A 15,427-nucleotide genomic window follows, 5' to 3' on the forward strand; every position below is an offset into this window, starting at 1 on the left:
CGCCCCGGCCGGTGCCGGTGCCGGGCGCGTCCGGTATGCGCGAAGGACCTGGTCGGTGTCAGTCCGGTCGCGTACGGTGAAGTACCCCCCGCTCTCTCGAGAAGGAGACCGAAGGTGCCGGTCCTCCCCGGAGCCGAGCCGTACCGCCACGAGGGCGGCGAGGTCGGCGTCCTGCTGTGTCACGGCTTCACCGGATCCCCGCAGTCGCTGCGCCCCTGGGCGGAGTATCTGGCGGAGCGCGGCCTGACGGTCTCGCTGCCGCTGCTGCCCGGCCACGGCACCCGCTGGCAGGACCTCCAGGTCACGGGCTGGCAGGACTGGTACGCGGAGGTGGACCGCGAGCTGCGCGCGCTGACCGAGCGGTGCGCGGAGGTGTTCGTCCTGGGCCTGTCCATGGGCGGCGCGCTCGCGCTGCGGCTCGCCGCGAAGTACGGCGACGCGGTGCGCGGCGTGGTCGTCGTCAACCCGGGGAACAAGGTGCACGGCCTGGCCGCGCACGCCCTGCCGGTGGTCCGCTTCCTGGTGCCGACGACCAAGGGCATCGCCAGCGACATCGCCAAGCCGGGCTCGGAGGAGATCGGGTACGACCGGGTGCCGCTGCACGCCGCGCACTCGCTGCGCCGCTTCTTCCAGACCGTCGACGCCGAACTGCCGCAGGTCACCCAGCCGTTGCTGCTGCTGCACAGCCCGCAGGACCACGTCGTGCCGCCCGCCGACTCCGCCCGCGTGCTCAGCCGGGTCTCGTCCACGGACGTCACGGAGATCCTGCTGGAACAGAGCTACCACGTCGCGACGTTGGACCACGACGCGGACCGGATCTTCGAGGAGAGCTTCACGTTCATCGGCCGGCTCGCCCCCAGCGCAGGCAAGGAAGGGACGGCCACCGGTGGCTGAGCAGCATGACGCGGAGGAGAGCCGCGAGGACGACAGCCGCGAGCCGCAGGAGCAGGCGGTGCCGATCGACGAGGACGCCGCCTGGCGTGCCATCGTCGCCGGGTACGGCGAGGAGCCCGCGGACCCGCCCGGCGCCAAGCCGTTCAAGTCCGTGGAGGACCTGGCGCTCCTGGAGCCGGAGACCAACGGCCCCGCGGACGGCGACACCGACGGCGCCGGGAGCGGCGGCAAGGGTGCCGCCGACAAGGGCGCCGACGGCGCGGGCAAGGCGCTCGGCAGCTCCATCTCCTTCGCGCCCGGAGTGGGCGGCGCGGGCCCGCGGGACTACAGCGCCGCGGAGGCGTCCGAGGACGACTTCGACCCGGACGACGAGGGCCACTTCGTGCCGCCCGAGCCGCCGCCGCTGCCGGACGCGGAGGTCACCGCCAAGTTCGCCTGGCTCGCCGTCATCGGCGGCCCGCTGCTGCTTCTGCTCGCGGTACTGCTCGGGTGGCAGATGACGTGGTGGCTGACGACGCTCGGCATCGGCGGGTTCCTGGGCGGGTTCGCGACGTTGGTCGTGCGCATGAAGGGGGACGACGAAGAGGACGACGACCCCGGGCGGGGAGCCGTCGTCTGAACCTCCGTCAGACGACGTCAGGCAGGCACCCGTAGCGCCGCCAACACCGGCAGGTGATCCGTCGCCGCACGGAGGTCCGCCTCCGTCACGCCCTCGTGGCCCAGCGGCACGCCGCAGCCCAGGACTTCGATGCCCTTCGTGGTGAAGATGCCGTCGATGCGCTGGTGCGGGTCGGTCGGGGTGGAGGTGTACTCGCCGCCCCAGGGGGCGGTGGCCCAGCAGTCGTGGAGGCCGGTGGCGAGTCTGCGGAAGGAGCGGCCGTCGGGGCGGTCGTTGAGGTCGCCGCCCGCGACGGCGTGCTCCACGCCCATCCCGGCGAGCTGGTCGAGCAGCATCCCGCTCTGCTCGTACCGCTCCTGGCTCTGCAGGCTCAAGTGGCAGCTCAGTACGCCGAGCCGGGTGCCGCCGAAGCGCACCACCGCCGTGGCGAAGCCGCGCCGGTGCAGGCCGGGCGTCAGCGGGAGCAGCACGTCCTCGGTGCGCTCGACGGTGGCCCGCAGGGAGCAGAGGAGGGCGGGACCGGCGGCCGTGCCGCCGCCGGAGAGCGTCACCAGGTCGGCGGCGCGGGCGAGCCGGGCCAGCTTCTTGCGCCACCGGAAGAACCGGGGCGCCTCCTGGATCAGGACGAGGTCGGGCGCGCACGCGCCGATGACGCGGGCGAGCGCGTCGGTGTCGTCGCGCATCGAGCGGATGTTGTAGCTGAGCACCCGGACGACGGCCGAACCGTCCGGTTCGGTGCGGGAGTTGGGCAGCGCGGATGTCGGGCTCGTCGGCATGGCGATCAAGATACGGGAAACACCGGACGGGCCGGAGGATTCCGGCCCGCCCTGGGGTTCTCTGATCGGCGCCGCGCGCCGGGGCTCACATGATGGGGTCGGGCTCCCGGGCCAGGTCGGCCGCGCCGACCATGCCCGCCTTGTTGCCCAGCTGCGCGGCGATCACTTCCGCCTGCGGACGCCACTGCGCCCCGACGAGCCACCGCTTGAAGGACTTGCGGATCGGGTCGAGCACGAGCTCGCCCTCGTCCGAGAGCCCACCGCCGACGATGAACGCCGACGGGTCGAACAGCGAGGCCAGGTCGGCGAGTCCGGCGCCGACCCAGCGGGCCAGCTCGCGGTAGGAGTCCACGGCGACCAGGTCGCCCTGGCGGGCGGCCATGGAGATGTGCTTGCCCTCGATGCTGTCGGGGGTGCCGTCGCCCAGCGAGAGCAGGTACTCGGCGTTCTCCGGGGTGGCGTTGGCGCGCTGCTTGGCGTACCGCACGAGGGCGCGCCCCGAGGCGTACTGCTCCCAGCAGCCCTGGCTGCCGCAGCCGCAGAGCAGGCCGTCGGGGACCATCCGGATGTGGCCGAACTCGGCGGCCACGCCGAAGTGGCCGCGGCGCAGCTTGTTGCCGATGATGATGCCGCCGCCGAGGCCGGTGCCGAGGGTGATGCAGATGGCGTTGCGGTGGCCCTTGCCGCCGCCGAACTTGTACTCGCCCCAGGCCGCCGCGTTCGCGTCGTTCTCGACCACGACCGGCAGGCCGACGCGTCGCTCGACCTCGTCCTTCAGCGGTTCCTGGCGCCAGTCGATGTTCGGTGCGAAGTAGACCGTGGAGCGCTGCCGGTTGACGTATCCGGCGGCGCCGATGCCGACGCCGACGATCTCGTGCCCGGCCCGGGCGCCCTCGACGGCGGAGGCGATCGCGTCGACGATGGCCTCGGAGGTGCCGGGGGTGGGCACCTTGAACGTCGACAGGATGTGACCGTCCTCGTCGACCACTCCGGCCGCGATCTTCGTGCCGCCGATGTCGACGCCGATGGTGAGTCCCATGAATCCCTCAGTTCGATCGAGCCCCGCTACGGCCCACCGTACCCGAGGGGGGTCAGTCCAGATCGATGTGTTCCCCGGGTCCGGGGCCCTCGTCACGGCGATCCGAACCGTCCGAGGCGGCGGATGCGGTGTCGTCGCGCGTCCAGCGGGCCTCCTGCCCTGTGACCGCGCTGCGGTAGGCGGCGAGCAGCTCCGCGCCGGCCGCCGCGAGGTGGTCGAAGACGTCGGGGTTGCGCTCGATGACGGGCTCCACCGCGGCCTTCGCCTGCCGGACGACCTGCTGCACCGTCTCCTGCACGGCGCCCTGGGCGACCGCGCCGAGCAGTGGTGACTGGGCCCCCGACAGACTCGCGAGCTTGTCGGAGACGGCGTCGACGAGCTTGCGCAGCTCCTCGGCGGCCGATCCCGGCGGCGGCCCGTACTGGGCGCGGCGGCGGGCCTTCTCCGCCGCGAGGTCCTCGGCGCAGGCCGTGGCCCACGCGTCGGCGTCGGCGGGGGCGGGCTCGGGGCGCTCCTGCTCGGACGCGTCGCGCGCGCCGTGCTCGATGGGATCGCTCATGAGGGGCTGACTCCTGCGCAGGGCCGACGAATTCGTACTCTCGACGTTACCCGAATGGCGGCAGGCCGTTCACCGGGTCCGGGGCCACAGGTCCGGGTCCGGCGCGAAGCGGATCCGCAGGGTGCCGTCGCGCAGGGCGGCGCCGGTGACGGTGCAGCGGCGCAGCGCGGAGGGCAGCGGAACGATCCGTCGGAACGGTCCCGTGGTGAGGACCAGTTCGTCGCCGCGCCGGACCAGGTCGAGGTCCTCGCGGACGGCGCCGGGCAGCGGGATGGACCAGTGGAGCAGGGATTCGGTGGCGAGCGCGTCGGTGACGGGCCAGTCGACCGGGTCCGGGGCCGGTCCCGGGCCGGGGACGCGCAGGGCGGCGAGGTCGTCGGCGCCGCGGGGGTCGGGGCCGAGGTGGGGGATCTCGTGGGTGCGGTACGTGTGCGTCCACTCGCCGAGCGTCTTGTGCTGCTGGGCGCGCAGGGCGGTGAGCCAGGGTGCCGTGTCGGGGCCCTCGGGCGCGGGCAGGACGCGGTTGGCGAGGAGGCCGTCGAGGGGCAGGCCGTGCAGGGCGAGGCCCGTGGCGGTGCGGGCCACGGCGTCGGCGCCCGCGGGGCCCGGCTCGGCGACCAGGCGGACGCTGGTCCCCGGATCCTCGATCACGGCCTGCGCGGCGGCGAGCGCCGCGTCCCAGCGGTCGGCCGCCTCGTACAGCGATCCGGCGGGCACGGGGACGCCCGCGAGGCGGCCGAGGACGGGGCGCAGGGCGCGGGCCGCCCGTCGCTCGGCGGGCAGCAACCGGCGCAGGTAGCGGCGCAGTTGGCCGGGCAGGGCGAGGAGCGCGAGGGCGCGGGGGGCGGCGGGCAGGTCGACGACGACGGTGTCGTACGACTCCGTGGCCGCGCGCAGGGCGCCCAGGAGGGCGAGGTCCTCGGCGCCGGGCAGCGGGGTCAGCTCCTCGTCGTCGAGGCGGTCGGCGCCGAGCAGGTCCAGGGCCGGGCGGGCGTGCTCCTGGAGGGTGAGCAGGCCCGCGCGGAAGCCGGGGTCCGGGTCCGGGCGCAGGGCGGTGAGGCCCGGCGCGACCTGGACCGGGCGGGGCCCGGTGGGGGTGCCGAGTGCCGCGCCCAGGGTGTCGGCGCGGTCGGTGGACAGGAGCAGGGTGCGGGTGCCCTCGCGGGCGGCGGTGCGGGCTGTGGCGGCCGCGAGGGTGGTGCGGCCGGCTCCGCCGGGGCCGGTGAGGAGGAGGGTGCGCATGGGGTGCGACTCTACGTCGGCGGGGACGCGGGGTGCCCCGCCCCCCACGTCAGGCCTGGCGTCGCGGCACTAGGCCTTGGTCTCCACGCGCTTCTTCAGGCCCGCAAGGGCGCGGTCGATGATGACCTTCTCCGCCTTGCGCTTGATCATGCCGAGCATGGGGATCTTGACGTCGACGGTCAGCTGGTAGGTGACCTCGGTGCCGGTGCCCGCGGGCTTCAGGAGGTAGGAGCCGTCCAGGGAGCGCAGCATCTGGGACTTGACCAGGGTCCAGGACACCTCGTGTGCGCCGCTCCAGGTGTACGCGAGGGTCTGGTCGTCCTTGATCGCCCCGGCGTCCATGACGAGCCGGACCTGCTCGGCGCGGCCGGAGTCGTCGGTCTCCAGGACCTGCGCCTCCTTGACCTCGCCGGTCCACTCCGGATAGCGGGCGAAGTCGGCGATCACGTCCATGACGTCGGCCGGTGCCGCCTCGATCGTGATGCTCGAGCTGGTGTATTCCGCCATCGCGGTGGCTCCTCCAGATGCGGTCCGGTGCGGGCGCTTGTGTCTGCCCGCTGAAGGCTACCGCGCACGCGACCTGCGACGGTCACCCAGCCCACTCCAGCGCCCAGGGCCGACCGGACCCCGCGAAGTGCCCGACGTTCACGCACTCGGTCGACCCGATCCGCATCCGGCTGACGAGCGGCTGGTGCACATGGCCGAAGAGCGCGTACCGCGGCCGGGTGCGCCGGATCGCGTCGAGCAGCGCGCGGCTGCCCCGCTCGAAGCGGCGCGCCACGGTGTCGTACACCAGCTCGGGCACCTCCGGCGGGATGTGGGTGCACAGCACGTCGACCTCGCCTACGGCCTCGATCTTGGCGGCGTACTCCTCGTCGCTGATCTCGTACGGCGTGCGCATCGGGGTCCTGAGGCCGCCGCCGACGAAGCCGAAGACGCGGCCGCCGATCTCCACGCGCTCGCCGTCGAGGACGGTCGTGCCGGGACCGGCGTATTCGCGCCACAGCCGCGGCATGTCGACATTGCCGTACGTGGCGTACGTAGGGGTGGGGAAGGCGGCGAACAGCTCGGCGTACTGCTTGCGGACGGCCCGCTCCACGGCCGGGCCGCGGTCGAGGCCCGCCCACAGTGAGGCGCCGAAGGCGCGGGCCTCCTCGAAGCGGCGGGCGGTGCGCAGCTCGACGAGGCGGGTGGCGTTCTCGGCGCCGAACAGATCGGGGAAGATGCCGCGCGAGTGGTTCGCGTAGTCGAGGAAGAGGACCAGGTCACCCAGGCAGATCAAGGCGTCGGCGCCGTCCCCCGCGCGGGCCAGGTCCTCGGCGTTGCCGTGCACGTCACTGACCACATGGACCCGGAAACCTCGCATGCCGGTCACCTTAGGACGGCGGGGCGGCGGCCGAACAGGGCGGGGTGCCCGGACGGGCCCGGGCGGCGGACCTGCGGTTACTTCCGAGTCAGGAAGAGCGTGGCGTACTGTGCGGTTCAGACCATAACGTCGTGTGACGCACGGAACATCTGGCCCGGCCCCCCTACCGAACCAGCCATACCGGTGGGTAACGTCCGGGCAGTCCAGTAGTGCTCAGCCCCTCAATGAAATCCCGAGGAACCCCCAGAGCCCCCCGACTGAGCACCTGCCCGACCTTGGACCGCACCGTCGCATCGCACAACGTCGTGGCGTCGGCGCCCTATGTAGGAGCAGCAGTCTTGCGCGAGTTCAGCCTTCCGGCCCTGTACGAGGTCCCCGCGGACGGCAATCTGACCGACATCGTCCGCAGAAACGCCGCGCAGCACCCGGATGTGGCGGTCATCGGCCGCAAGGTGAACGGCAGTTGGCAGGACGTCACGGCCACGGCCTTCCGCGCCGAGGTGCGGGCCGCCGCGAAGGGCCTGATCGCGGCGGGCGTGCGGCCCGGCGACCGGGTCGGCCTGATGTCGCGCACGCGCTACGAGTGGACGCTGTTCGACTTCGCGATCTGGAGCGCGGGCGCGGTCTCCGTGCCGGTGTACGAGACCAGCTCGGCCGAGCAGATCCAGTGGATCCTCGGCGACTCGGGCGCGGTGGCCTGCATCGTGGAGACCGACGGGCACGCCGCCGCCGTGGAGTCGGTGCGCGACCGCCTGCCGGCCCTCGTCCACATGTGGCAGATCGACCGGGGCGGCGTCGAGGAGCTGAACCGGGCGGGCGCCGAGGTCTCCGACGAGACCGTCGACGAGCGCGGCGCAGTCGCGGGCGCCGACGACCCCGCGACCATCGTCTACACCTCCGGCACCACCGGCCGCCCCAAGGGCTGCGTGCTCACCCACCGCAGCTTCTTCGCCGAGTGCGGCAACGTGGTGGAGCGCCTGAAACCGCTCTTCCGCACCGGCGAGTGCTCGGTGCTCCTCTTCCTCCCCGTCGCGCACGTCTTCGGCCGCCTGGTGGAGGTGGCCGCCCTGATGGCCCCCATCAAGCTCGGCCACGCGCCCGACATCAAGCATCTGACCGACGAACTCGCCGCGTTCCGGCCCACGTTGATCCTCGGCGTGCCGCGCGTCTTCGAGAAGGTCTACAACGCGGCGCGCGCCAAGGCGCAGGCCGACGGCAAGGGCAAGATCTTCGACAAGGCCGCCGACACGGCCATCGCCTACAGTCGCGCCCTCGACTCCGCCGGCGGGCCCTCCATCGGCCTGCGGATCAAGCACAAGGTCTTCGACAAGCTGGTCTTCAGCAAGCTGCGCGCCGTCCTCGGCGGGCGCGGCGAGTACGCCATCTCCGGCGGCGCCCCGCTCGGCGAGCGCCTCGGCCACTTCTTCCGCGGCATCGGCTTCACCGTCCTCGAGGGCTACGGCCTCACCGAGTCCTGCGCCGCCACCGCCTTCAACCCCTGGGACCGGCAGAAGATCGGCACCGTCGGCCAGCCGCTGCCCGGCTCCGTCGTCCGCATCGCCGACGACGGCGAGGTCCTGCTCCACGGCGAGCACCTGTTCTCCCACTACTGGAACAACGAGGCCGCCACCGAGGAGGCCCTCGCCGACGGCTGGTTCCACACCGGCGACATCGGCACGCTCGACGAGGACGGCTACCTCCGCATCACCGGTCGCAAGAAGGAGATCATCGTGACGGCCGGCGGCAAGAACGTCGCGCCCGCCGTCATCGAGGACCGCATCCGCGCGCACGCGCTCGTCGCCGAGTGCATGGTCGTCGGGGACGGGCGGCCGTTCGTCGGGGCGCTCGTCACCATCGACGAGGAGTTCCTCGGGCGGTGGGCCGCGGAGCACGGCAAGCCCGACGGGGCCACGGCGGCCTCCCTGCGGGAGGACGCCGACCTTCTCGCCGCCGTCCAGCAGGCCGTCGACGACGGCAACGCGGCGGTCTCCAAGGCCGAGTCCGTCCGCAAGTTCCGCGTCCTTCCCGCCCAGTTCACCGAGGAGTCCGGGCACCTCACGCCGTCCCTGAAGCTGAAGCGGAACGTTGTCGCCAAGGACTACGCGGACGAGATCGAGGCGTTGTACCGGGGCTGAGGTTCCTCGCGGGGGCGCCCCAGTCCCGCCCCTTCACCGAAACTGGGGCTCCGCCCCAGACCCCGCTCCTCAAACGCCGGAGGGGCTACATATGTCGCCGGTGCAGCACATTTCTAGCCCGTCCGGCGCTTGAGGACGAGGCGCGAAGCGCCGACAAGCGGGGGTCCAGGGGGCGGCAGCCCCCGGTTTCGGAGAAGGGGCGGGCCTGGGGCGCACCCGCGAGGCCTACAGCAGCTCCCGCAACCGCTCCGCCAGCAAGTCCCACCGCCACCGCTCCTCGACCCAGCTCCGCCCCCGCTCCCCCATCCGCTCCCGCAACTCCGCATCACCGAGCAGAGCCAGAATCCGGTCGGCGGAATCCTCGGCGGAGCCACCCCGCACGACCCACCCGGTCTCCCCGTCGAGCACGGCATCAGGCGCCCCGCCGGAATCCCCGGCGACGACGGGCAGCCCGGTGGCGGAGGCCTCCAGGTAGACGATGCCGAGGCCCTCGACGTCGAGCCCGCCGCGCCGCGTACGGCAGGGCATGGCGAAGACGTCCCCGGCGCCGTAGTGGGCGGGCAGCTCGGCCCAGGGCACGGCTCCGGTGAAGACGACGGAGTCCGCGACCCGCGTCTCGGCGGCGAGGCGCCGCAGGTCCTTCTCGTAGGGCCCCCCGCCCACGATCAGCAGCACCGCGTCCGGCTCCCGGGCCAGGATCCGCGGCATGGCGAGGATGAGCGTGTCCTGCCCCTTGCGCGGCACGAGGCGCGAGACGCACACGACGACCGGCCGGTCGGTGAGCCCGAGCCGGGCCCGCACGGCGGCGCCGCCGGAGCCGGGGTGGAAGGTCTTCTCGTCGACGCCGGGCGGGAGTTGGACCATGCGCCCGGCCGCGGCGGGGCTGAGCGCGGCGGCGATGCGGGAGCGGGTGTACTCGCCGAGGTAGGTGACCGTGTCGGTCGAGTCGCCGATGCGGCGCAGGAGTTGGCGGGACGCGGGCAGCTGCGCCCACCCGGCCTCGTGCCCGTGCGTGGTCGCCACCAGCCGCCGCGCCCCGGCCCGGCGCAGCGCGGGCGCCATCAGGCCGAGCGGCGCGGCCGCCCCGAACCACACGGACGTGCAGTCGTGTTCGCGCAGCAGCGAGACGGCCCTGCGGGTGACGCGGGGCGTGGGCAGCAGCATCGTCGTGGGGTCGCGGACGACTTGGAAGGGCTGTTCGGCGTCGAAGGCCGCGGTGGCCTCTGCGCCCTCGCGGCCGCGCTTCCAGGTGGAGGCGTAGACGACGATCCGGGCGGGGTCCAGGCGCAGCGCCATGTTGTGCAGGAACGCCTGGATGCCGCCGGGCCTGGGCGGGAAGTCGTTCGTGACGATCAGGGTCTTGTGCATCGCCGCCGACAGTACCGGCCGGACGCCCGCCCGCGCCGCACGGCCCCGCCTCGCCCGCCCGCGCCGCCCCGCCCGGCATCATGACTTCCCGAAACCCACCTAAACGCACCAAAAGCGGGCGAGGTAGACATGAAGGGCACGGGACAGACGGACACCGCGGGGGCTCACACAGCGGGGGCCCTCACCACGAAGGCCCTCACCGGACGGGCCGAACCCGGGGAACCCACCCCGGACGGACCCGAAGCACCCACCCCGCCCCGCTCCCCCCTCACCCTCGCCCCCGAACTCCGCCTCCTCGCCCTCTGGGCCCCCACCCGCGCCCTCCTCCTGCTCTGCGTCTTCCGCGTCGTCGTCATCCCCGGCCCGGACGTCACCAGCGACGTCTCGTTCATCTACCAGGGCTGGTACGAGGTGCTCCGCACCGGCACGTTCCCGATCGACGACGTCACCTGGCAGTACCCGCCCGCCGCCGCGCTCGCGATCCTCGGCCCGGCCGTGCTGCCGTTCCTCGGCTACCCCGCCGCGTTCTTCCTCCTCGCGTTCGTGGCCGACGCGGTGGTGACGGGGCTGCTCGTGTACGCGGGCGGGCGGCCCGGCAGGACGCTGCGGGGGGCCTGGGTGTGGACGGCGGGGGTCGCCCTGCTCGGGCCGACCGCGTACGCCCGCTACGACCTGATGGTCACCGCCGTCGCCGTCGCCGCGCTGCTCGCCGGGGCGCGCCGGGCACGGGCGGCGGGGGTGCTCGCCGGGTTCGGCGCGGTGGTGAAGGTGTGGCCGGTGCTGCTGCTCGTCGGCGCGCCGCGGGGGCGGGCGGCCCGGCGGTCGTGGGGCGCCGCGGTCCTCACGGCGGGCGCCGTCACGCTGGCGTTCGTGGTGGCGATGCCGGGGGCGCTCGCGTTCCTGACGTTCCAGCGCGACCGGGGCACGGAGGTCGAGTCGCTCGGCGCCCTCGTCTTCCATGTGGCGCGCCATCTGGGCTGGCCCGGGGCGGTGCGGCTCAACTACGGCTCGGTGGAGTTCCTCGGCCCGTACGTCCCGCTGGTCAGCGGGGTGGCGCAGGCGCTGTCCGTGGCCGCCCTGGGGTGGCTCGTGCTGTGGCGGGTCCGGGCGCGGGTGTGGTCGGCGTCCACGCCTGCGGACGCGGCGTTCGCGGCGGTGCTGCTCTTCACCACGACGAGTCGGGTGATCAGTCCCCAGTACATGCTGTGGCTCGTCGGGATCGCGGCTGTCTGCCTTGCCTCGCGCGGCAGCCGGATGGGGTGGCCCGCCGGGCTCGTCCTCGCCGCCACGTTCGTGACGTTCCTGGAGTTTCCCCTGTGGTTCGGGCATGTGGTGGCCAGCGACGCGTTGGGCGTGACGCTTCTTGTCGTACGCAACGGGCTGCTCGTCGCGGCGACGGTGCTCGCGTGCCGGGGGTTGTGGCGGGGGGCGGTGCCTCGCGGGGGCGCCCCAGTCCCGCCCCTTCCCGATCCTGGGGCTCCGCCCCAGACCCCGCTCCTCAAACGCCGGAGGGGCTGAAAATCACGCCGGTGCGGCACAGTTCCAGCCTGCCCCGGCAACTTTCCAGCCCGTCCGGCGATTGAGGACGAGGCGCGAAGCGCCGATACGGGGTCCGGGGCGGAGCCCCGGGGTCGGAGAAGGGGCGGGACTGGGGCGCCCCCGCGAGGCCCCCGCCTCACCCCAACTCCTCCCGCACATAAGCCCGCCACCGCCCCGTGAAGTCCTCCCCCGACGTGCCGAGCACGTCCCGCAGGGCCCCCTCCACCGCCCCAGCCCGCTCCCGATGCCGCCCCACGGCCTCGTAGAAGGCCCGGAGCTTCTCCTCGCCCCACTCCTCCGCGATCATCCTGCAGGCCAGCCAGGACCCCTCGTAGGCCCGCGCCAGCCCCCCTGCGTCGCCGCTGAAGCCGAAGGCGTCGTCGGCGGGGAGGGCGGCGGGCAGGCGGCCTTCGACGACGGCGCGGCGGAGTTCGGGGGCGGCCTGGTGGGGGGTGCGGTCGGTGCCGCGGTAGCCGACCCAGTCGGCGAAGCCCTCGGAGAGCCAGAGGGGGGTGGCGCGGGAGGTCCGGGAGCGGGTGGCGACGTGGGTGGTCTCGTGGGTGAGGACGACCTGCTTGCCCAACTCGCCGAGGACGCCGTACGCGTCGGGGTTGACGACGATCCGGTCGGCGGGCGTCCGCCCGGAGCCGCCCGCCTCGCCGGTGGTGACGGCGGCGATCCCCTGGTAGCCGGAGGCGGGCGCGCCGAGGAGGTCGGCCATGCCGTCGAGGGACTTGGGCACGAGGACGACGACCTTGCCGGGCCAGTCGCCGCGCCAGGCGTCCCGCACGGCGGGCACCGCGCGGTCGGCGAGCTCCGCGTACCGCCGCAGCTCCGCCCGTTCGCGTCCGACGCCGAGGATGAGGCTGTGGGTGCCGCGCACGGCGTCGACGCGACCCTGGTCCCAGAGTTGCTCGGTGGCCTTCGCCGCGGGGCGCTCGGCGGTGACCTGCCAGCGTCCGTCGCGCCGCTGGAGGGACAGGGTCCGCTCGGCGGTGAGGGAGGCGCGGTCGTAGCCCGCGACGCGGTAGCTGAGGTCGGCGGTGGCGGTGGCGCGGGAGCCGTCGCGTTCGAAGTCCTTGAGGCGGTACGTCCAGGACTTCAGGGGGACGTCCCGCAGCCGGTCGTAGGCGGCGGTGGGGCCGCCCGTCGCCCGGTAGGCCCGGGGGTCGCGCTCCAGGACCGCCTCGGCGCGCCGGTCGAGCAGCCGCCGTACGTCGGCGGGGGCGCCGTCCGCCGTGTCCTCGTGGCCGCAGCCCGCCAGCGCGGCGGGGGCGAGCACCGCGAGGCACACGCCCGCGCCCGCCGCCGCCCGCGCGCTCCGCCCACGCCCCTGCCCTCGACCAGCCACGTTCCCGATCGTACGGGGGCCCGCGGCCGCCGCCCCGGTCCGTGCGGCCGAAGACCGTCGATCAGACCCGTGTCACGGACGACACCGGCATCATCCCCACCGGGTCGTAGCGCACCGCCGCGCCGGGGTAGGGCGCGTGCACGACCTGGCCGTTGCCGACGTACATGCCGATGTGGCTGGCGTCGTCGCGGTAGGCGACGAGGTCGCCGGGCTGCGCCTGGCCGAGCGGCACCCGCCGGCCCGCGCCCGCCTGGGCCTGCGAGGTGCGGGGCAGGCCGACGCCCGCCTGCGCGTAGGACCACTGGGTCAGGCCCGAACAGTCGAACCCGGTGGGGCCGTTGGCGCCCCACACGTACGGCTTGCCGACCGCCGAGCGGGCCGCGGCGATGGCGGCGGCAGCGCGCCCCGACGCCGGGGCTCCGGCGCCCGCGAGGTCGGGCATGTCGGCGCGGCCGGAGCGGGAGGACCGGTCGTCCCGCTCGCGCTCCGCCTGCGGCAGTGAGTTGAGCAGCTGGCGGGCCTTGGCGAGCTTGGTCTCGACGGTGCGCTTGTGGTGGGCGACCGTCTTGCGGCTCTCCTCGAGCTCGGTGAGCTTGCGGGTGGCCTCGGAGCGCTCCTGGGCGAGTTCGCGCTGGGCCCGCTGGAGCTTGGTGAGTTCGCCGCTCTGCCGGGCGCTGATGCGGTCGAGCGCGGCGGCCCGGTCCAGATAGCCGTCGGGGTCGGAGGAGAGCATCAGGGCGAGCGTGGGGTCGATGCCGCCCGAGCGGTACTGGGCACCGGCGAGCGAACCGAGGGCGCCGCGCATCGCGTTGATGCGCTCCTGGCCTCTCGCGACCTTGTCCTTGGCCCGTTCGACCTGGTCGCGCAGCGTGTCCGCGCGCTCGTCCGCCTTGTTGTACGCCTCCGTCGCCTTCTCGGCCTGCTCGTAGAGGCGGTCCACCTTGGCCTTGGTGTCGGACCGCGGGTCCTGCGGGGCGGCGCCCGCGGGTGCCGCGGCCAGGGCCGCCGCGGCGGCCGCGGCGGACAGGACGGTGATGGTGGCGGTGCGTACGCACCGGTCGGGACCGGTGGGTGCTGCGGGACGGCGATGGGATCCCACGGGAAGCCGCTCTCCCTTCCGCTGGAACGGACCCCCGCCGGGCGGGGGACTGTCGGCTCCCCCGCGCGGGGCGGGGGCCGCTCCCCGGGTGTCGGGGAACGCGCGCGACAGTAGCGGCGTGATCAGGTCGCGACCAAAGACCTCGAGCGCCTACGCACAGTGACGCCCCGCCTCTGACGCAGGTCATCGGCGGGGCGCGGGGTCAGCGGAGGTTACCGGAATTCGCCCGATCGGACGGTGCGTCGGGCGCCGTTGGGGGCGGACGTCAGATGCGGACGCCGAACTGGTACGGCATGTTGTTGATCGACTCGTAGCGGACCACGGCGCCGGTGCGCGGCGCGTGCAGGACCTGGCCGTTGCCCGCGTAGAAGCCGACGTGGTGCAGGTCGCCGTAGAAGATGACGAGGTCGCCGACGCGCAGGTCGCTCTGCGAGGCGATGCGCGTGCCGTAGTTGGCCTGGGCCTGCGAGGTGCGCGGGATGTTCATGCCGGCCTGGGCGTAGGCCCAGGAGGTGAGGCCGGAGCAGTCGAAGGAGGAGGGTCCTGTCGCGCCGTAGACGTAGGGCGAGCCGATCTTGCTCTGCGCGGCGGCGTACGCGGACGAGGCGCGGCCCGAACCCTTGGCGGGGGCGCGGCCCTTGGAGTCGGGCTTGTCCATGGCCTGGCGCTCGGAGTCGCGCGAGGCGCGGTCCTCCTTGGCCTTCAGGGCGGCCCGCTCGGCGGCGGACAGGGAGTTCAGGAGGCGCTGCGCCTCACCGAGCTTGCCCTGGACTTCCTTCTTCTTCTTGCCGAGTTCGGTGCGCGTGGTGGCGAGGTCGCCGAGCTTGTCCGCGGCCTCCTTGCGCTGCTGCGCGAGGGTGCGCTGCTTGGCCTGGATCTTCTTCAGGGCCTCGGCCTGCTTGCTGCTGAGCTGGTCGAGCGCGGAGGCCTTGTCCAGGTAGTTGTCCGGGTCGGACGAGAGGAACAGCTGCAGGGAGGGGTCGATGCCGCCGGAGCGGTACTGGGCGCTGGCGAGCGAACCGACGCCGCTGCGCAGGTCGTTGAGGTCGTCCTGACCACGGGCGACCTTGTCCTGCAGGGTGTCGACCTGCTTCTCCAGCTTCTCCTGCTTCTCCTTGGCGCCGTTGTACTTCTCGGTCGCCTTCTCGGCCTCTTCGTAGAGCTTGTCGACCTTGGACTTGACCTCGTCCTTGCTCGGCTTCTCGTTCGGCGCGGCGTTCGCGGCCTGGGAGGTGAGCGCGACGGCCGCGGCGGCGGTCGCGGTCAGCACGGTCACACGGGCGCGGCCCGGCTGCTTGGGTCGACGGTGTGACGCCACGAAGGCGGCTCCTTCGATGAGTGATCAACAGAGCGGAGGTCTGGGCGTGACCCTAGTGACCAGCCGATGATCAGATCAAATCCTGACCATGAAAAAGTCCGGCGCCAAGCGTTTTCTTTACG

Annotated in this window: 14 protein-coding genes; 4 read left to right on the forward strand and 10 right to left on the reverse strand. The window is 73.6% G+C overall.

Going from position 1 to position 15,427, the window contains the following annotated elements:
• Nucleotides 1-114 precede the first annotated feature (114 nt).
• Nucleotides 115-894, forward strand: coding sequence for an alpha/beta hydrolase (locus ACFVHO_RS11405; protein ID WP_385712474.1), 780 nt, complete (start codon nt 115-117; stop codon nt 892-894).
• Nucleotides 887-1,513, forward strand: a complete 627-nt coding sequence (locus ACFVHO_RS11410; protein WP_385712476.1) for a hypothetical protein — start codon at nt 887-889, stop codon at nt 1,511-1,513. The genes ACFVHO_RS11405 and ACFVHO_RS11410 overlap by 8 nt, the downstream gene beginning before the upstream one ends.
• Before the next feature lie 17 nt (nt 1,514-1,530).
• On the opposite strand, the gene ACFVHO_RS11415 is transcribed toward ACFVHO_RS11410, so the two are convergent.
• From ACFVHO_RS11415 to ACFVHO_RS11440, 6 genes are all read right to left on the reverse strand, one after another.
• Nucleotides 1,531-2,289, reverse strand: coding sequence for an endonuclease/exonuclease/phosphatase family protein (locus ACFVHO_RS11415; protein WP_385712478.1), 759 nt, complete (start codon nt 2,287-2,289; stop codon nt 1,531-1,533).
• Nucleotides 2,290-2,374: 85 nt separating this feature from the next.
• Complete coding sequence (locus ACFVHO_RS11420) at nt 2,375-3,328, reverse strand: ROK family glucokinase (protein WP_385712480.1); 954 nt, start codon at nt 3,326-3,328, stop codon at nt 2,375-2,377.
• Nucleotides 3,329-3,380: 52 nt separating this feature from the next.
• The gene (locus ACFVHO_RS11425; protein WP_385712482.1) at nt 3,381-3,887 is read right to left on the reverse strand and encodes a DUF5304 domain-containing protein; all 507 of its coding nucleotides are present in this window, start codon (nt 3,885-3,887) and stop codon (nt 3,381-3,383) included.
• A gap of 69 nt (nt 3,888-3,956) precedes the next feature.
• Nucleotides 3,957-5,129: an ArsA family ATPase gene (locus ACFVHO_RS11430; protein ID WP_385712484.1), complete on the reverse strand. Its 1,173-nt coding sequence runs from the start codon at nt 5,127-5,129 to the stop codon at nt 3,957-3,959.
• A 69-nt stretch (nt 5,130-5,198) separates the two neighbouring features.
• Complete coding sequence (locus tag ACFVHO_RS11435) at nt 5,199-5,636, reverse strand: SRPBCC family protein (protein WP_385712486.1); 438 nt, start codon at nt 5,634-5,636, stop codon at nt 5,199-5,201.
• A gap of 82 nt (nt 5,637-5,718) precedes the next feature.
• Nucleotides 5,719-6,495 (reverse strand): metallophosphoesterase, encoded by a 777-nt coding sequence (locus ACFVHO_RS11440; protein ID WP_385712488.1) that lies wholly within the window; start codon nt 6,493-6,495, stop codon nt 5,719-5,721.
• 338 nt (nt 6,496-6,833) lie between these two features.
• Here ACFVHO_RS11440 and ACFVHO_RS11445 point away from each other — a divergent pair, with 338 nt between their 5' ends.
• Nucleotides 6,834-8,630, forward strand: a complete 1,797-nt coding sequence (locus ACFVHO_RS11445; RefSeq protein ID WP_385712490.1) for an AMP-dependent synthetase/ligase — start codon at nt 6,834-6,836, stop codon at nt 8,628-8,630.
• A gap of 225 nt (nt 8,631-8,855) precedes the next feature.
• Here the strand turns inward: ACFVHO_RS11445 and ACFVHO_RS11450 are convergent, their stop codons facing one another.
• Nucleotides 8,856-9,998 carry a glycosyltransferase family 4 protein gene (locus ACFVHO_RS11450; RefSeq protein ID WP_385712492.1) on the reverse strand — a complete coding sequence of 381 codons (1,143 nt, stop codon included), beginning with the start codon at nt 9,996-9,998 and terminating at the stop codon, nt 8,856-8,858.
• 129 nt (nt 9,999-10,127) lie between these two features.
• Between ACFVHO_RS11450 and ACFVHO_RS11455 the strand changes: the two genes are divergently transcribed.
• Nucleotides 10,128-11,516, forward strand: a complete 1,389-nt coding sequence (locus ACFVHO_RS11455) for a glycosyltransferase 87 family protein (protein WP_385712494.1) — start codon at nt 10,128-10,130, stop codon at nt 11,514-11,516.
• Between the two features lie 157 nt (nt 11,517-11,673).
• Here the strand turns inward: ACFVHO_RS11455 and ACFVHO_RS11460 are convergent, their stop codons facing one another.
• The 3 genes from ACFVHO_RS11460 to ACFVHO_RS11470 all read right to left on the reverse strand — a co-directional run bounded on the left by ACFVHO_RS11460 (nt 11,674) and on the right by ACFVHO_RS11470 (nt 15,305).
• On the reverse strand, nt 11,674-12,831 hold the full coding sequence (locus ACFVHO_RS11460) for a hypothetical protein (RefSeq protein ID WP_385712710.1): 1,158 nt from the start codon (nt 12,829-12,831) through the stop codon (nt 11,674-11,676).
• A gap of 118 nt (nt 12,832-12,949) precedes the next feature.
• Nucleotides 12,950-13,987, reverse strand: coding sequence for an NlpC/P60 family protein (locus ACFVHO_RS11465; RefSeq protein ID WP_385712496.1), 1,038 nt, complete (start codon nt 13,985-13,987; stop codon nt 12,950-12,952).
• A gap of 265 nt (nt 13,988-14,252) precedes the next feature.
• Nucleotides 14,253-15,305: an NlpC/P60 family protein gene (locus ACFVHO_RS11470; RefSeq protein ID WP_385712498.1), complete on the reverse strand. Its 1,053-nt coding sequence runs from the start codon at nt 15,303-15,305 to the stop codon at nt 14,253-14,255.
• Between the last annotated feature and the right edge of the window lie 122 nt (nt 15,306-15,427).

The organism is Streptomyces sp. NPDC127108 (assembly GCF_042677545.1).
In the GTDB taxonomy this organism is placed as follows: Bacteria; Actinomycetota; Actinomycetes; order Streptomycetales; family Streptomycetaceae; genus Streptomyces.